15 protein-coding genes are annotated in these 15,049 nt (G+C 60.1%); 7 read left to right on the top strand and 8 right to left on the bottom strand.

Annotated features, from left to right (window positions below):
* Positions 1–144: 144 nt before the first annotated feature.
* From leuD to GVL52_RS13095, 3 genes are all read right to left on the bottom strand, one after another.
* Positions 145–753 (bottom strand): 3-isopropylmalate dehydratase small subunit, encoded by a 609-nt coding sequence (gene leuD / locus GVL52_RS13105; RefSeq protein ID WP_160007697.1) that lies wholly within the window; start codon positions 751–753, stop codon positions 145–147.
* A gap of 131 nt (positions 754–884) precedes the next feature.
* A complete protein-coding gene (locus GVL52_RS13100; protein ID WP_160007695.1) occupies positions 885–1,313 on the bottom strand; it encodes a glyoxalase/bleomycin resistance/extradiol dioxygenase family protein in 429 nt (142 codons plus the stop codon).
* Between the two features lie 121 nt (positions 1,314–1,434).
* Positions 1,435–1,677 carry a hypothetical protein gene (locus GVL52_RS13095; protein ID WP_160007693.1) on the bottom strand — a complete coding sequence of 81 codons (243 nt, stop codon included), beginning with the start codon at positions 1,675–1,677 and terminating at the stop codon, positions 1,435–1,437.
* A 128-nt stretch (positions 1,678–1,805) separates the two neighbouring features.
* On the opposite strand from GVL52_RS13095, the gene GVL52_RS13090 reads away from it, so the two are divergent.
* Positions 1,806–2,744, top strand: a complete 939-nt coding sequence (locus tag GVL52_RS13090; protein ID WP_160007691.1) for a CoA ester lyase — start codon at positions 1,806–1,808, stop codon at positions 2,742–2,744.
* Between the two features lie 11 nt (positions 2,745–2,755).
* Entirely contained in the window at positions 2,756–2,962 is a 207-nt protein-coding gene (locus tag GVL52_RS13085) for a DUF1737 domain-containing protein (protein ID WP_018901046.1), read from the top strand.
* Positions 2,963–3,030: 68 nt separating this feature from the next.
* On the opposite strand, the gene GVL52_RS13080 is transcribed toward GVL52_RS13085, so the two are convergent.
* Complete coding sequence (locus GVL52_RS13080; RefSeq protein WP_160007689.1) at positions 3,031–3,468, bottom strand: metallopeptidase family protein; 438 nt, start codon at positions 3,466–3,468, stop codon at positions 3,031–3,033.
* 164 nt (positions 3,469–3,632) lie between these two features.
* Here GVL52_RS13080 and GVL52_RS13075 point away from each other — a divergent pair, with 164 nt between their 5' ends.
* The 5 genes from GVL52_RS13075 to bfr all read left to right on the top strand — a co-directional run bounded on the left by GVL52_RS13075 (position 3,633) and on the right by bfr (position 10,427).
* Positions 3,633–4,583: an ImuA family protein gene (locus tag GVL52_RS13075; RefSeq protein WP_244619166.1), complete on the top strand. Its 951-nt coding sequence runs from the start codon at positions 3,633–3,635 to the stop codon at positions 4,581–4,583.
* Positions 4,567–6,039 carry a DNA polymerase Y family protein gene (locus GVL52_RS13070; protein ID WP_280179103.1) on the top strand — a complete coding sequence of 491 codons (1,473 nt, stop codon included), beginning with the start codon at positions 4,567–4,569 and terminating at the stop codon, positions 6,037–6,039. The genes GVL52_RS13075 and GVL52_RS13070 overlap by 17 nt, the downstream gene beginning before the upstream one ends.
* Positions 6,036–9,485 (top strand): error-prone DNA polymerase, encoded by a 3,450-nt coding sequence (locus tag GVL52_RS13065; RefSeq protein WP_160007685.1) that lies wholly within the window; start codon positions 6,036–6,038, stop codon positions 9,483–9,485. Before GVL52_RS13070 ends, GVL52_RS13065 begins: the two co-directional genes overlap by 4 nt.
* Before the next feature lie 116 nt (positions 9,486–9,601).
* The gene (locus GVL52_RS30885; protein WP_244619165.1) at positions 9,602–9,976 is read left to right on the top strand and encodes a (2Fe-2S)-binding protein; all 375 of its coding nucleotides are present in this window, start codon (positions 9,602–9,604) and stop codon (positions 9,974–9,976) included.
* On the top strand, positions 9,942–10,427 hold the full coding sequence (bfr, locus tag GVL52_RS13055) for a bacterioferritin (RefSeq protein WP_160007681.1): 486 nt from the start codon (positions 9,942–9,944) through the stop codon (positions 10,425–10,427). Before GVL52_RS30885 ends, bfr begins: the two co-directional genes overlap by 35 nt.
* A gap of 41 nt (positions 10,428–10,468) precedes the next feature.
* Here bfr and GVL52_RS13050 read toward each other — a convergent pair whose 3' ends face one another.
* The 4 genes from GVL52_RS13050 to GVL52_RS13035 all read right to left on the bottom strand — a co-directional run bounded on the left by GVL52_RS13050 (position 10,469) and on the right by GVL52_RS13035 (position 15,048).
* Positions 10,469–10,999 (bottom strand): RNA pyrophosphohydrolase, encoded by a 531-nt coding sequence (locus GVL52_RS13050; protein WP_160007679.1) that lies wholly within the window; start codon positions 10,997–10,999, stop codon positions 10,469–10,471.
* Positions 11,000–11,011: 12 nt separating this feature from the next.
* The gene (locus GVL52_RS13045; RefSeq protein WP_160007677.1) at positions 11,012–12,208 is read right to left on the bottom strand and encodes a divergent polysaccharide deacetylase family protein; all 1,197 of its coding nucleotides are present in this window, start codon (positions 12,206–12,208) and stop codon (positions 11,012–11,014) included.
* 79 nt (positions 12,209–12,287) lie between these two features.
* Positions 12,288–13,610, bottom strand: coding sequence for a S41 family peptidase (locus GVL52_RS13040; protein WP_160007675.1), 1,323 nt, complete (start codon positions 13,608–13,610; stop codon positions 12,288–12,290).
* Positions 13,600–15,048 carry a murein hydrolase activator EnvC gene (locus tag GVL52_RS13035; RefSeq protein WP_244619164.1) on the bottom strand — a complete coding sequence of 483 codons (1,449 nt, stop codon included), beginning with the start codon at positions 15,046–15,048 and terminating at the stop codon, positions 13,600–13,602. Before GVL52_RS13035 ends, GVL52_RS13040 begins: the two co-directional genes overlap by 11 nt.
* Position 15,049 lies beyond the last annotated feature (1 nt).

Raw genomic sequence — 15,049 nt, 5'->3', positions numbered from 1 at the left:
GCTGCTGCCTCCGCAATTCATTGGGATACAGCGTAACCCAATGGACCCCAAAATCAAAGACGGCCTATAAGATTGTTTCCAAGAGGCAAAAGAAAAAGCCGGGCGAAAACCCGGCTTTGACTATGTGAAACTTGCTTGAAAGCCTCAGGCAGCCCAGGGATGCGACGCCGAGTTTGCCTTTTCGAAGCTGTCGATTTCCTTGCTCTTTTCCATCGTCAGGCCGATGTCGTCGAGACCGTTCAGCATGCAGTGGCGTCTGAACGCGTCGAGATCGAAACTGATCGAGCCACCATCAGGGCCGGTGATCTCAAGGTTTTCGAGATCGACCGTCAGGATGGCGTTGGAGCCGCGCGAGGCGTCATCCAGCAGCTTTTCGAGATTTTCCGGGCTGACCTTGATCGGCAGGATACCGTTCTTGAAACAGTTATTGTAGAAAATGTCGGCGAAGCTGGTGGAGATCACGCAGCGGATACCGAAATCGAGCAGCGCCCACGGAGCATGCTCACGTGAGGAACCACAGCCGAAATTGTCGCCCGCAACGAGGATCTTGGCGTTCTGGTAGGCCGGCTTGTTGAGGATGAAATCCTCGTTCACCGTGCCGTCTTCATTGTAACGGGCTTCGGCGAAGAGGCCCTTGCCAAGGCCGGTGCGCTTGATCGTCTTCAGGTAGTCCTTCGGAATGATCATGTCGGTGTCGATGTTGACGACCGGCAAAGGGGCAGCAACGCCTGTCAGCTTTACGAATTTTTCCATGGCCTGGCCTCCAAGTTCGGCAGAGATACTTTGTTGATCAGCGTTTAATCCAGTTTCCCGACAAAATGAAGGGGAATCTGCATTGGAAAGGCCGGCCACGCGCGGATAGGGCGCAGCCCGCCCTCTTGCATTTACCTGGCCTTCGCCGGCTCGTTCATTGCCCAGAGCACGCCGAAGGGATCGCGCAGCTGGCCATAGCGATCACCCCAGAACATAAGCTCCACCGGCATGACCACCTCGACACCGGCCGCGACCGCCCGATCCCACCAAGAATCGACGTCATCGACAACCAGTTGCAGCGAAAAGCCCTGATGCTTCTGGAACGGATGACCATGTTCGGGATAGGCATCACTCAGCATCAGCGAGCTGCCGTTGATATAGAGATGCACATGCATCGTCCGGCCCTTTTCATCGGGCGGCACCACGAAAGCCTTCTCGGCGCCAAACGCACGCGTGTAGAATTCCGCAGCCTTCAGGGCGCCATCGACGGTAATGTAGGGCAACAGCCCGTTCTTCACCGGCGGCATCGTCATCTGGCTGTCTTGCGTTTCGGTCTCCATGCGGTCCTCCATTCGCTTAATTGATGAAGCAGGCAAAGCCTTGCTGCATCAAAGACGCTGGAGCACCGATCGAGCCGACAGTCTCGGGAAAATTAACGCGGACGAATGCGGCCGACGGCGATCAGAGATCGATGATCGTGCCGCGTCCGTCGTTCCAGATGCGCATCGTCTCACCGGAGTGATGCTTCGACTTGGCGGTGGCGCGAACCGGCACCGGCTTCATCTTCAGCGAGAGCGCACGGCCAACCATCAGCACCGTCAGAATGGCGCCGACGGCAAGCGTCACCGAGAAGGTGAACAATGCCAAGGCCGCAAATGCGGTGATGCCTGCAAGCAAGAGGAAGACGGAACGGATATTCTGCATGGTTTTGAAACCTTTCTTCGGAAAGGAATGTGGTCCTTCGTCATCCTCTCTGCAAGATGAGCATGGCTTTTTGTTGTCTTGCCCCCCGTCACCTTGCCACCGAGCACAAAGCTTGGCACACATTCGTGATGAGCCAAAGTCCCCTCACCCGTTCGATGACCCTGCGCCGCTCGGTGCTCAGCGTTCCCGCAATCAACGTCCGTGCGCTCGAAAAGACCCACCTTCTCGACTGCGATGCGGTGATCTTCGATCTCGAGGATTCGGTGGCGCCGGAAAAGAAAGCGGAAGCACGCGAAAACCTGGCAGCCTTCTTCCGCGGCAAGCCGCTGATCGGCAAGGAGCGCATCATCCGCATCAATGGCCTCTCCAGCAATTGGGGCCGCGCCGACATGGAACTGGTCGCAGCCCTGGAACCCGATGCGGTGCTGCTGCCCAAGGTGGACGAGCCACAGCATGTCATGTCTGTCAGTGATCTGCTTGCCGATGCCGACGCGCCGGACAGCCTGCGCATCTGGGCGATGATCGAAACACCGCGCGGCATCCTCAACGCCGCCGCCATCGCCGAAGCCGGACGCACCGCCGGCTCCAGGCTCGATGGCTTCGTCGTCGGCCTCAATGATCTGCGCAAGGAAACCGGCGTCCTGCCGCAGCCGGGCCGCACCTATCTGGTGCCATGGCTGATGCAGGTGATCCTTGCCGTGCGCGCCTATGGCCTCGATGCGATCGACAGCGTCTTCAACGATTTCAAGGATGTGGACGGCTTCGATGCCGAATGCGCGCAGGCCCGCGCCATGGGCTTCGACGGCAAGATGCTGATCCACCCCGCTCAGATCGACGTCGCCAACCGGCATTTCGGACCGGACGCCGCAGCCATCGCCGAGGCGCAGGCCGTGATCGCCGCCTTCGCGGATCCGGCCACGGACGGGCTGAATATCATCAATATCGATGGGCGGATGATCGAGCGGCTGCATCTTGTCCAGGCCGAAAGTCTGGTTCATAAAGCCCGTCTTATTGCAGCCCGCCCGATTGCAGCCAGCCCCATTGTAGGAAGCCAGACGGCGATTTGAAAGACGATCCCATGAAGCTCTACCGCCTTCTGACCGGCCAGGACGATGCCGCATTCTGCCACCGCGTGACCGATGCCCTCAACAAGGGCTGGTCGCTGAACGGCTCTCCGGCAATGACCTTCAATTCGCAGACCGGCCAGGTGATGTGTGCCCAGGCGATCGTCAAGCATGTCGAAGGCAAGGACTACCACCCCGACATGAAGCTCTCCGAGCAGTAAGCCCGCAACTCCAGAAAACGTGTGTCGCGGTTTTCAATCCGGAATTACGGAAGACAAAGAGCCGCCGGCTATCGCTCGACGGCTTCCTCGGCGCTGGCCTCGATCCGCTCCATGTCGTCGTCGCTGAGACCGAAATGGTGGCCGATCTCGTGGATCAGCACATGGGTGATGATATCGCCCAGCGTCTCGTCGTTTTCGGCCCAATAGTCAAGGATCGGCCGGCGATAGAGGCGGATGCGGTTCGGCAACTCGCCGGTTTCCATGCTGAAACGCTCGGAAATGCCGCGTCCTTCGAACAGGCCAAGCAGGTCGAACGGCGTTTCCAGCGCCATGTCCTCGAACACCTCGTCATCAGGAAAATCTTCGATATCGATGGTCAGATTGGTGGTCAGCGCCCGGAATTCTTCCGGCAGATGGCTGTAGGCTTCCATCGCCAGGGACTCGAAGGTGCTGATCGTCGGAGCGTGGCGATCCTGCCAGTTATCGCTCTGGTCTATGCGAGCCATAAAAACTCCCTTCCTTTGCGGCCCATATAGAACCTTTGCTTGAGATTTTCGAGAGTTGAATCAAGGGCAGGAATAAATTCACAGGAAATGGCTGTTGACTCTTCGGCCGGCCTCAGGAATCTATAGGAACATAACAGGAACATTAGACATGTGGAGTGAACGTCATGGCACAGTCCGCCGTGGCGCGCGAGCGGATTTTTGCGCTCCGCGAAACCATTGCAAAGCTTGAAGGAAAGCCCGCACCGGCCTTGTCGGCAGCGGAAAGCCAGGCTTTGGCTGAAACCGATTTCGAGGGAGAAAAACCCGATAACACGCTCCGCCTGCCGCTCGGAATACCTGTCCTCGACGAGGCCCTGGAGGGCGGCCTGCCATTGGACGGATTGACCGAAATCCGCACCAGACTGCTGCGCGATGCAGGCGCAAGCAGCGGCTTCGTGCTGGCGCTATCAGCCATGCTGCAGCGTCAGGATGAGGAGGACGGCAAAGCGCCCCTGCCGATCCTCTGGATCTCCGACACGGTCGCCACGATGGAGGCGGGACGACCCTATGCCGTCGGCCTCAGCGATTTCGGCTTGAAACCAAGGCTGTTTCTCTACGCCAGCCCGCGCAAGCTGGAGGATGCGCTGTGGCTGGCGGAAGCCGCCGTCGAAAGCGGCGTCTTTCCGGCCACCATTCTGGAGGTCCGCGGCAATCCGAAGCCGTTCGGGCTGACGGAAAGTCGGCGTTTGAACCTCAGGGCAAAGGCCTCCGGGCGCCCGCTTTTCCTGTTGCGGCAGGCAGGAGAGGAGGAGGCCAGCAGCGCCGTCTTCCGCTTGCTTGCCGAACCCGCGCCTGCCAAGGCGCGGCCCTTGCCGGATGGTTCGATGCTGGGCGGCAGCATCGGCAATCCGGTTTTTCGCCTGACCCTTGAGAAGAGCCGCAATCCGGCCCCTCTCTCCCTTCTTCTGGAGTGGAACCCCCATGACCGCCGGTTTTTCCCTGTCCGCCAATCAGCCGACACTCGCTTTCCAGGCGAGCGCACAGCGCATTCTGGCGCTGAGCTTCCCGCATCTGCCGACCGATCGGATATCAAGGAAAAAATGGGGCCCCGCCTGGCGATTGCGCGATCGTCCTGAGGCACCGCCGATCGTCTGCTCCGGCCGCCATGCCAACGCCATGAGGCTGACGGCGCTCGATGAAACGGCAGAAGCGATCAACCTCCGCAAAAGCATGGGCGTCGCCGAAGCCCGCGCCATCTATCCGACGATCGAGGTGGTCGAGGCAGACCCGGCCGCCGACCTGCGCTTTCTCGAAGGCATTGCCGACTGGTGCGACCGCTATACGCCGCTGGTCTCCCTCGACGGCAGGGATGGCCTTTTTCTCGACATCACCGGCTGCGCTCACCTGTTCGGCGGCGAAAAGGCTCTGCTCAAGGATATCCTTTCACGGCTGTTCCAGATGGGCCTCGATGTCCGCGGTGCCATTGCATCGTCGCCCGGCCTCTCATGGGCGATCAGCCGCTTTGGCCAGGGCGGCGTCATTGAAGAGAATGAAACGGAACGCGTCGCCGCCCCCCTCCCCATCGCCGCGCTGCGCATTGCCGAAGACACCGTCGCCGGCCTGACCAAGATGGGCCTGAAATATGTTGGCGACCTCATGGAAACCCCGCGCGCGCCGTTGGCCCGCCGCTTCGGTGCCAACGTGCTGTTGCGACTGGATCAGGTTCTTGGATTGGACGAAGAGCCGATATCGCCGCGCCTGCCCATTGCCAGCCTTTCGGCCGAGCGCCGGTTGATCGAGCCTGTTGGCACGGAGGAGGAGATCCTCGATCTCACCGGCCAGATTGCCATTTCGTTGAAACCTTCGCTGGAAGCCCGCGGCGCCGGCGGCCGCATCTTTCAGCTCGTTCTCTTCCGTGTGGACGGCAAGGTCTTCCGTATTTCCGCGGGCACGGCCCAGCCGCTGCGCGATCCCAACCGCATTGCCGCTCTCTTTGCCGAGCGCCTGCAGGCCGTTCACGACGATCTGGACGCCGGCTACGGTTTCGAGATCCTGCGCCTCAATGTCCTGCGCCACGAGGCTTTCGACACGACGCAGAGCGACTTCGAAGGACACCGGCAGAAGGATGCATCGCTTGCAGTCTTCGTCGATCGCGTCTCCGCCCGCCTCGGCGCCGATTGCCTGCAGACCTTCCAGCTGCGTGAAAGCCACGTACCGGAAAGGGCGGTTCTGGCCGTTCCCACAATCGACGCCCTGTCGGCCCCAAAGGACGCCCAATGTAATCCCGCCCCCTCGCGCAGCGAGAGGCCTGTGCGCCTGCTGGAGCGGCCGGAGCCGATGGACGCCTTTGCCATCGAAGTGCCAGACGGCGCGCCCGCCAACTTTCACTGGCGGCGCATGCGCCATCGCGTTGTCAAAAGCGAGGGGCCGGAACGGCTCGCCATGGAATGGTGGATCGACGGATCGGATGCGGCGGCCCGCGACTATTTCCGCGTCGAGGACGATCAGGGCCATCGCTTCTGGATCTATCGCAAGGGCCTCTATGGCCATGACGAGACGCAAAGCTGGTACATGCATGGAGTGCTCGCATGACACCCGCATTCTTCGAGATCGGCGCCAAGACGAACTTTTCCTTTCTGGAGGGCGCCTCCAAACCCGAAGAAATGGTGCTGCAGGCCGCGATCCTGAAGCTTGGCGGCCTTGGCATTGCCGATCGCAATTCGGTTGCCGGCGTCGTCAGGGCCCATGCACAGGCAAAGGCGCTTCGTAAGAAGTTCGAGAGGAAAAAGCAGGGGCTTCTGGAGAAGGATGAGAAACCTGAAGATGTTCTCGACCCGATCCAATTCCAGCCCGGCGCCCGCCTCGTCTTCTCGGACGCAACGCCTGATATTCTGGCCTACCCGCAGGATCGAAAAGGCTGGGCGCATCTCTGCCGCTTGTTGAGCACTGGCAACCTGCGGACTGAGAAAGGCAACTGCCTCCTGACGGAGGCGGATCTGATCGAGTGGGGCGATCGGATGATGCTCGCCGTTATCCCCGATTTGGCGCTCGCCGATGATCCGCTTCGTCATCCGGCATTCGAAGCCTGCCTCACCCGTTTGCGCGGTCGCTTCCGGGACAAGCTCTACATGGTGCTATCGCCGGCCCATGACGGTCGCGACAAGCGTGTCTTTGCCGTGCTTTCCGGGCTCGCTGCCCGCAACCGCGTGCCCCTTCTCGCCACCAACCAGCCGATCTACCACAATACCGCGCGGCGGCCTCTCTCCGACATCGTCACTTCGATCCGCGAGCATGTGCCGATTCCCGAAGCCGGGTTCCTGCTGGCCCCGAATGCCGAGCGCTACATCAAGCATGGCCGCGAAATGACGCGGCTGTTCAGGGATTGCCCGGACGCTATCGCCAATACGGAAAAATTCTTCGCCAGGCTGTCGTTCGATCTCGACGAACTGGAGCACAACTACCCCGATGAAAATGACGAGGGCGAGACCCCTTATGAAACGCTGGAGCGTCTGACCAGATCAGGGGCTGCAAGCCGCTTCCCGAACGGGATCACGGAAAAGATCCAGGGCCAGATCAACTACGAACTGAGCCTCATCAAGGAAAAGAAGTACGCCCCCTACTTCCTCACCGTCCACCGGATCATCATGCACGCCCGATATGAACTGGGCATTCTGTGCCAGGGGCGCGGCTCGGCTGCCAATTCGGTCATCTGCTACTGCCTTGAGATTACCGAAGTAAACCCGGAGAAAAGCACGCTGCTCTTTGACCGCTTCATGTCGATGGACCGCGACGAGCCACCGGATATCGACGTCGATTTCGAGCACGACAGGCGCGAGGAGGTCATCCAGCATATCTACCAAAGATACGGTAAGGAGCATGCCGGCCTGACGGCGGCCGTGACCAGCTACCGCACCCGATCCGCCGGACGCGAGGTCTCGAAAGCCTTCGGTTTGTCGGAAGACATCCAGTCGGCAATCGGCAGCCTGGTCTGGGGCTGGTCGGACGACACGCTGTCGGAGCGGGAGGCCAAGGCTGCCGGTCTCGATATTCTCGATCCCATGACCAGGAACGTGCTGACATACGCCACCGAACTCCTGAGCTTCCCCCGCCACCTCACCCAGCATGTCGGCGGCTTCGTCATCACCCGCGACCGGCTCGACGAGGTTGTGCCGATCATGAACACGGCCATGCCGGGCCGCTACATGATCGAGTGGGACAAGGACGATCTCGACAATCTGAAGATTCTCAAGGTCGATGTACTCGCACTCGGCATGCTCACCTGCCTGCGCAAGGCCTTCGATCTGCTGTTGCTGCATTACGATGTGAAGAAGACATTGGCCGATCTCGGCAACGATACGCATGAGGATGAAAAGCCGGTCTACGACATGATGTGCCGGGCCGATACGCTGGGCGTTTTCCAGATCGAAAGCCGCGCGCAGATGAGCATGCTGCCACGCCTGCGGCCCAGGCAATTCTATGACCTCGTCATCGAGGTCGCGATCGTCAGGCCCGGGCCCATTCAAGGCGACATGGTCCACCCCTATCTGAAGCGAAGGGAGCAGAGGAACCGCGGCATTAAGATCGAGTATCCGAGCGAGGAACTGCAAGGCGTGCTGGAAAGAACGCTGGGTGTGCCGCTGTTTCAGGAGCAGGCGATGCAGATCGCCATCACCGCGGCAGGGTTCAAGGCAGCCGAAGCCGATCAGTTGCGTCGGGCAATGGCAACCTTCAAGCGCACCGGCACCATCGGCAACTTCGAAAAACGCTTCATTGATGGCATGACCTCGAAAGGAATCTATTCCCCTGAATTTGCCCAGCAGTGCTTCAACCAGATCAAGGGCTTCGGAGAGTATGGCTTTCCGGAAAGCCACGCCGCATCCTTTGCGCTACTGGTCTACGCCTCTTGCTGGATGAAGGCCTATTACCCCGACATCTTCTGTGCGGCGATGCTGAACTCGCAGCCGATGGGGTTTTATGCGCCAGCGCAATTGGTCCGCGATGCAAGGGAACACGGCGTGGAAATCCGCGAGGTGGATATCAACCGGTCGGATTGGGATTGCCTGTTGGAGGAAAGTTACTTCGATAGCCGCAGGATCGATTTCAGGCATCGGGAGATGAGCGGGGTCATCAAGGCAAACAGAGCCGTCCGCCTTGGCTTTCGACAGGTCAAAGGACTGTCGGAAAAGGCCATCCAGGGCAGGCTGATGGCCAACCGGGGAGGCGGCTACACCTCCATCCGCGATCTCTGGCTCCGATCTGGCCTCGACAAATCGGATATCGAGCGGCTGGCGGATGCCGATGCTTTTGGCAGTATCGGTCTCTCCCGGCGGGAAGCGCTCTGGGCGGTGCGGGCGCTCGATGTGAAGAGCGCGGCCGAGCGATTGCCGCTGTTCGATCAGGCAGGCCACCTCGATCTGCAGGTGGAGCCACAGACTAGGCTGCCCGAGATGTTGCCGGGAGAGCAGGTGGTCGAGGATTACCGTTACCTGTCGCTATCGCTGAAGGCCCATCCCGTTTCGTTCCTGCGAGACGAACTCAAGAGGATAGGCATCACCCGCAATGTCGATCTCCTTGACGTGGCCAATGGCAGGTGGGTGAGCATTGCCGGCCTGGTGCTGGTGCGCCAGCGGCCGGGCTCGGCCAAGGGCGTCATCTTCATGACGCTGGAGGACGAGACGGGTGTCGCCAACGCCATCGTCTGGCCGAAGACATTCGAGAAGTACCGCGCCATCGTCATGGGCGCCCGGTTGGTCAAGATCAGGGGCAAGCTGCAGAGCCAAAGCGGCGTGATCCATACGGTTGTCGATCACATCGAGGATATCACGCCGTCTCTGGGGCTCCTGCAGAAGGAGGCGCAGCGGTTCGGTGTCTGCGATCGTTCCGACGAAGTGCTGAGACCAACCGCCGATCCGCGGCAGCGCAAACTCGCCGACCATGTGGAGAAGGCTGCGATGGAAAAACGTATGCTGTCGCAAGACAGCCACAGACAGGCTGCGGGCACAGCCGATGTCATGCCGAGGGGGCGCAATTTTCACTGATTTATCAATATGGAGCGCCGGTGCAGGCCCCCATCGCAACCACATATCCCTGTCTGTCCGCCTGGAGACCGAGCCTAAAGTCGAATTGCTGAGCCAACAGCGCATGTGATTTTTTCTTGACAACCACCATCTTCTTTAGCACAAAAGACGATATTGATTGTCATGTTTGGAATGAAGACGTGCTTGTCTGTAGCTGCAATTACATAACGGACACGGATATCCGGGAGGTTATCAACAGCCTTCTCGATGAGGACTGTTGGCAGCTTATCGTGCCTGCGAAAGTCTATCACGCCATGGAAAAACGGGGCCGTTGCTGCGGCTGTTTCCCGAACGTCGTTGATATAATTATCCAGACAACTGAAGAATATCACGCCCGTCACCACTCGACGGAAGCCGAAATGTTTGATTTCATGTCCCGCCTCAGGAACTTCCATGAGGAAAACAGGAGAGCGGACATTGAAAGGCGACAAAAAAGTCATAGAGCGGCTTAACGAGGCCCTCTTTTTGGAGCTCGGTGCTGTCAATCAGTACTGGGTTCACTACCGACTTCTCGAGGATTGGGGCTACACCAAGCTCGCCAAGAAGGAGCGCGCCGAATCGATAGAAGAAATGCAGCATGCCGACCGTCTGGTGGCACGCATCATCTTCCTCGAAGGCCACCCAAACCTACAGACACTCGCGCCACTGCGCATCGGACAGAACGTCAAGGAAGTCCTTGAAGCGGATCTCGCCGGCGAATACGACGCCCGCACATCCTACAAGAAATCCCGCGATATCTGTCATGAAGCAGGCGACTACGTCACCATGAAGCTGTTCGAACAGCTGCTGATGGATGAGGAAGGTCATATCGACTTCCTCGAAACGCAGCTGGAGCTGCTCGGCAAGATCGGCGAAGCCAAGTATGGCCAGCTGAATGCCGACTCCGCCAACGAAGCCGAATAACAAGTTCAAGATCCGGCCGCGAAAGCGGCCGGTCTTTTGGGTCAGGCAGCAGGCAACCCAGCCAGATGGCTGAATTCGCTGACGACCTGCTCGTAAACCACCCGCTTGAACGGCACGATCAGCTCAGGCAGGCGCTCCATCGGCTTCCACTCCCAGGCATCGAACTCGGCAGAATGACCGCCCGGTGGCGGATTGATCGCGATCTCGCCTTCATCGCCATCGAACCGGAATGCAAACCAGCGCTGCGTTTGGCCACGGAATTTCCCCTTCAGGCCGATGCCGATCAGCTGCGACGGCAGATCATAATTGATCCAGTCCCTCGCCTCGGCCAGCAGCGTCACTGTCCGCATGCCGGTCTCTTCGTAAAGCTCCCGATAGGCCGCCTCCAGCGGATCTTCGCCCTCGTCGATCCCGCCCTGCGGCATCTGCCAGAGCTGCGGCGACCCATCATATTCGGAATTCTCCGCTGGAATGCGCCGCCCGGCCCAGACAAGCCCTTTTTCATTGAGGATCATCACGCCCACGCAAGGGCGATAGGGCAGGTCTTCGGCGTTGACGGTCGGCTTGCTCATGGGATGTCTCTGCTATGGTTTCGTGGGATCATTGGTCAGCGCCGCAATGCCGACGATCTCGATGCCGCGCATGGCGGCCTCCTCCGTCCACTTCGAAATCGCGTCGATGCTCTCGTCGAATGCCGAAGCGACACCGATCGCCTGGCCGTTGCGCTTCGCCACGCGCTCGAGCTCGTCGAGCTTGCTGGTGATCGCATTGAAATCGACCTGCCCGTCGAGCTGGACGTCGGCGAAGGCGTAAGGCACTTCCGTGCCCTTGGCGACGACCGACGTTTTTGATTGCGCCGACGTGCCATCGTCGAGAAACAACAGGCCGCGCTTGCCGATATCGCGCATCACCGGTTCCATCGCGTTCGGATCGGATAGAAAGCGACCGCCCTGATAATTCATCACGCCGGTATAATTGGTGATCTCGCCCATCGCCCGGTGCAGGCTTTCGATATTCTTGGCGGCACTTTTCGAGGTCAGCAGCGTATCCGGCCCAGGATCGTTCGCCGGATAATCAAAAGGTTCGAACGGAACCTGAAGCAGGATTTCGTGGCCGGTACGACGCGCCTCCTGCATCCAGCGCTGCAGGCTGTTGCCGCTGGCGGCGAAGGCAAGCGTCACCTCTTCAGGCAGCTGCTGGATCGCCCGCTGCGTTCCCGTCTGGCTCAGGCCAAGGCCACTGACGACGATTGCAATCCTCGTTCCATGGGCACCCGACCATGGCCGCGCATATTGATCCATCGGGCGTCGCCCATCAGGCCCGACAATCGGCAGCCGGCCAGCCGGAGATGCCTCCAGCAGCGCATCGTTCGGCAGCGCTGCCATCCGCGGATCCTGCCCGACCTGCATGGCATCCACCAGAACGGGGCCGCTTCCGTCGCGGGTTTTCGGGCTGTATTTTGTCACTACGGAGCCATCACCGGACGTCATCCGCTCCACCTTCGCGCCGGACTGCGGATCGCTGCGCGGCATTCCGCCGGGAGGCGGTCCATCAGGTGAGGAAGGTTTTTTCGCGGTCTCGCTCGGCACGGCGGCAGCCTGCTCTTTTTCCGGCGGCGTCTCCCGCGTCAGGCCGTCGCCACGAAATGCGGTGTAGAGTGAAAACCCGCCGATGAGCACGAGGCACAACCCGGCAACCACCCGTCCCATACGCAAGACACCCGGCCGCTTGCCGCCGGGTTTGCGATTCTGCCCCAAGGGCGCGTGCAGGTCGGTATTCATCGTTCAGCTGCTTCCGTCATCAGGACAGCAAAAAGGCGTCAGGCCGGATGATAATCCGGCCTGACGCCTCGTTCGATCATTACTTGGCGCTTACAGCCTTGTCAGGGTTCGGCGGGAAGGACGGGTCTGTCTTCTTGCCGCGCAGAAGGTCGAGTGCGTAGTTCAACTGCACGTCGTCCTTCGGATCCGGTGGCACATAGGCAACAGAACCGGAGCCTTCGTCCGTCTCGCTCTGACCCTTGATATGGCCACGCAGCGACGATTCGCCCTCCGTCACCATCTTGCCCTTGAGATCATCAGGCAGCGGCTCTTCGACCTTGATATCAGGCGTGATGCCCGTACCCTGGATCGAGCGGCCAGATGGGGTGTAATAGAGCGCTGTCGTCAGGCGCAACGCACCATTTTCACCGAGCGGGATGATCGTCTGAACCGACCCCTTGCCGAACGAGCGAGTGCCGAGAACAGTGGCGCGGCGCAGATCCTGCAGCGCACCGGCAACGATCTCCGAGGCGGAAGCCGAACCACCATTGATCAACACGACCACTGGCTTGCCATCGGTCAAATCGCCCGGGCCGGCATTGAAGCGGCGGGTTTCATCCGCATTGCGGCCACGGGTGGAAACCACCTCGCCGCGCTGCAGCAGTGCGTCGGACACCTGGATCGCCTGATCGAGCAGACCGCCCGGATTGAGACGCAGGTCGAGCACATAGCCCTTCAGCTTGTCGGCCGGAACGGTCGCCTTGATCTTCTCGATGGCCTTTTCCATGTCAGGATAGGTCTTCTCGGTGAAGGAGATGATGCGCAGGTAGCCGACATCATCCTCCACGCGCGACTTGACAGCCTGCACGGCAACGACATCGCGAACGATCGTCAGTTCAATCGGCTTGTCCGCACCCTTGCGGATCAGCGTCAGCTTGATTGGCGTGTTGACCGCGCCGCGCATCTTTTCGACTGCATCTTCGAGCTTCAGGCCACGAACAGACTGCCCGTCGATCTCGGAGATGTAGTCGCCCGCGAGGACACCAGCCTTGGCGGCGGGCGTATCGTCGATCGGCGTGATGACCTTGACGAGATCGTCTTCCATCGTGACTTCAATGCCGAGGCCGCCGAACTCACCACGCGTCTGGGTCTGCATGTCTGCAGCGTCCTTCGCATTCATGTAGCTCGAATGCGGGTCCAGAGACGAAAGCATGCCGTTGATGGCATTCTCGATCAGTTTGTCCTCGGCAGGTGGCGTCACGTACTGGGCGCGAACGCGCTCGAACACATCACCGAAAACGGACAGCTCCTTGTAAGTGGACGCTCCCGCCGCTTCTGCTGGCACGCCAGCAGAATAAATGACGCTCATAGCTGTCGCACCCATCAATGCGCCAACCAGAACAAGAGAAGCCCTACGAATCATTGCGTGCCTTTCCGGTGTCTTTGGCGGTCCACCATGGTCGGGAATCGACCGGCTTTCCGTCTTTTCGAAATTCAATGTAAAGCGTTGGTCGGTTTGTTTCCAGCGCCAATGCTGTCGCACTCGCCACTCTTTTCGCACCCATCACCGCAAGCGGTTCGCCGGCAAAAACAAACTTGCCCTGCCGCGCGTTCATCGTCTCCATTCCGGAGAGAACGAGGTGGTATCCATCGCCGGCATCAAGGATAATCATCTGGCCATAACTGCGAAATGCACCGGCATAGACGACAAGCCCGTCAGCGGGCGCAGTGACCACCGTTTCCGGATTGGTCGCAAGTGTCATTCCCATGGCCTCGTGCCCGGTTCCATCGGCATCGCCGAACTGGCGAAGGATATCGCCGGCCACCGGCAACTCCAGCTTGGCCTTCAAATCTCCGAACGGATATGCGGGCGCAATACGGTTTTTATCAGGCACCCCACTCTCGGCCAGAGCGTTGGCCTGGGCACGTTGCTCGTCGGTCAGGAGCCTCCGGTTTTGCTCGGCCAATCGCGCAGCTGCAGCCGCTTGGCGCACGGACGAAATCTCCGTTTCCATCGATGCCACAAGGCTCTCAAGGCTTGTGGCCTTGCCGGCAAGCTCCTCTGAACGCTGCTTTTCGGCGCTAAGCTCCGCGGTGTTGCTGCGGCTCAACTTGTCGTTCTCGGCGAGCAGCAGATCCATCCGCCGCTCTTCCTCAAGGCTGTTCGTCATCGTCCCCGTCAGGCTGGCTTTCTCGGCAGCGCTGGCGGTCTGAAGCGACGCCAGATTGCCGAGATCGGCGGCAAGCTTGTCGGTCTCCTTGCGGATGCCGGGAACAACGGCGCCGAGCAGAATGGCACTACGAACGGAAGCCAGCGCATCGTCAGGCGTCACCAGCAGAGCCGGCGGCGGATTGCGGCCCATTCGCTGTAGCGCCGCAAGCACCTCTGCAAGCAAGCCGCGACGCTCGTGCAGGGAGCGGCGAACCGCATCCTCCTTCACGCCAAGCTCGGCAAGCTTCTTCTCGCTCTCCAATATCTGCTTTTCCAGCGCCTTGCGCCGCGCCGCAGAATCGATCAGCGCCTGCCGCACGCTGCTGGTGCTCTTGTCCAGATCGTCAATGCTCTTCTGCAGGTTTGCGACCTTGTCCGAAGACAGATTGATCGTCTTTGACAACGCTTCGAGCTCGGTCCGCGTCTCGTCGCGTTTCTTTTCCAGTTCGACCGCTGGATCGGGTGCAACTTGCTCGACAGTCGCCACGGCAGGCGCCGAAGCGCCGGCCGGGGGCGTCGCCCGGTCCATCTGCGGCTGCTCCTGCGCCAGGGCGGGAACCCGACCGGATAGGCCGACAATCGACACGCAAACGGCAGCGACGGCAACCGAGACGATCACATAGTTTTGCTTGGATGCAGATCTCGGCATG

The sequence above is a fragment of the Rhizobium sp. 18055 genome, assembly GCF_902706285.1.
Taxonomy (GTDB): Bacteria; Pseudomonadota; Alphaproteobacteria; order Rhizobiales; family Rhizobiaceae; genus Rhizobium.
The sequence above is the reverse complement of the archived record's forward strand: the minus strand, read 5'-3'. Positions and strand labels throughout refer to the sequence as shown.